A 1,830-nucleotide genomic window follows, 5' to 3' on the forward strand; every position below is an offset into this window, starting at 1 on the left:
GCGCGGCGAGCACTACGCCGCGACCTAGGCGTCGCTCAACGAACTCATTCGCTCGCTTGCGGTCGAGCATGCGCGCTACGGCGTCACCGCCAACGCGATTTTGCCGGGCTGGATCGAGACCGAAATGACGGCCGGCGTCAGGGCCAATGAGAAGTTCGTCGGCGCCATTATGCCGCGGATTCCGATGCGCCGCTTCGGAAATCCCACTGATTTCGGCGGGATCGCTGTTTATCTGATGAGCGCGCTGTCATCCTATCACACCGGCGACTGTCTGGTGATCGACGGCGGCTACAGCAAGTTCTGAGCCCGTCCCGTCGAGGAGCGGCCAATGGCATACGAGACGATTCGCTACGAGGTTTCCGACAACCGCGTCACCGTCGCGCACAATCGAGCCGATAGGCTATGGACCGCGAACTCGTCAAGGCGTTGGGTCCGCTGGTCGTCGAGAAATCCCGCGGCCGATGACGCGCCACGAAACGGCGGAGCAGCTGGAAAAGAGGTCAAGAAATGACTGGGGTCCAAGCCAACGGCATCACCATCGAATATGAGGAAATGGGCCTGCCCGACTCGCCGGTCATTCTACTCATCATGGGCCTCGGCATGCAGCTGATCGCCTGGCCGGAGTCGTTTTGCGAGGGGCTAGCGGCCCGCGGCGTTCGCGTCGTCCGCTTCGACAATCGCGACGCCGGCCTGTCGTCCCGCATGCCGTCGGTCGGTTCGCTCGCGACGAAGGTGATGATGGCGCGCGCCTTGTTTGGCCTGCCGGTTAGGCCGCCCTATACGCTCGACGACATGGCGCGCGACACGGTCGGGCTGATGGACGCGCTCGGAATCGGCCAGGCCCATGTCGTCGGCGCGTCGATGGGCGGGATGATCGCGCAGATCATCGCCATCGAGCATCCCGAGCGTGTTAAGAGCCTCACCTCGATCATGTCGACGAGCGGCGACCGCGCTTTGCCAGGCCCGAAGGGCAAGGTGCGGCGCGCGCTGCTTCGCCCGCGCCCGCGCGACAAGGCGATGGCGGTCCGCCGCTACATGGAAATGTTCCGTCTCATCGGCGGCGCCGGCTACCCGCCGACGGTGGACGAGCTTCGCGCCAGGGTCGAGCGCGCGGTGCGCCGCAGCTATCGGCCCGACGGTTTTGGACGTCAAATGATCGCCATCCAGACCGCGCCGAGTCGTGTGCTGAAGCTTCGGGGCGTTCGCGCGCCGACCCTCGTCCTGCACGGCTCCCACGATCCGCTGGTGCCGTTGGCCGGAGGAGAGGACACTGCCGCCAACATCCCCGGCGCGCGATTGCGCATCGTCCCCGGGATGGGCCACTTTCTGCCCGAAGCGCTGATACCGCTCCTTGTCGATGAGATCGCCCGGCACTGCCTCGACGCTGAAGACGCGGGGCGAAGCAAGCTGCGGCGCGCCGCCGGAGGCCCGCCATGAAACGCCTCTCCCTGCTCGACGCGCTCTTCCTCTACATGGAGACGCCCGAAACGCCCATGCATGTCGCGAGCGTTACGATCTTCAAGCCGACGTTGCCGCGGGACGATTTCTTCGCCCGCTTCCGCGAGCATGTGGCGGCCCGACTCGATCTCCTGCCCTCCTACCGCCGCCGCCTCGAGCCGACGCCGCTCGGCATCGATCATCCGGCCTGGGTCGTCGAAGACAAGGTCGACCTCGACTACCACGTCCGTCACGCCGCTCTGCCGAAGCCCGGCGGCATGGAGGAGCTGCGGGCGCTGATCGCGCAACTACACGCCGTCCCGCTCGACCGCAGCCGCCCGCTCTGGGAGTACCACTTCATCGAAGGGCTGGACGACGGGGCCTTCGCCGTCT

Annotated in this window: 2 protein-coding genes and 1 pseudogene; all 3 read left to right on the plus strand. The window is 66.3% G+C overall.

The annotated features are described in order from the left end of the window. A pseudogene (locus tag WCB02_RS33120) lies at positions 1–304 on the plus strand (SDR family NAD(P)-dependent oxidoreductase); the annotation flags it as partial. 203 nt (positions 305–507) lie between these two features. Beyond that, positions 508–1,437, plus strand: a complete 930-nt coding sequence (locus tag WCB02_RS33125; protein WP_423965031.1) for an alpha/beta fold hydrolase — start codon at positions 508–510, stop codon at positions 1,435–1,437. Beyond that, on the plus strand, positions 1,434–1,830 hold a 397-nt coding region (locus WCB02_RS33130; RefSeq protein ID WP_423965034.1), incomplete at its 3' end, for a wax ester/triacylglycerol synthase domain-containing protein. The genes WCB02_RS33125 and WCB02_RS33130, both read left to right, overlap by 4 nt.

The organism is Bradyrhizobium sp. (assembly GCF_049581145.1).
GTDB lineage: Bacteria > Pseudomonadota > Alphaproteobacteria > Rhizobiales > Xanthobacteraceae > Bradyrhizobium.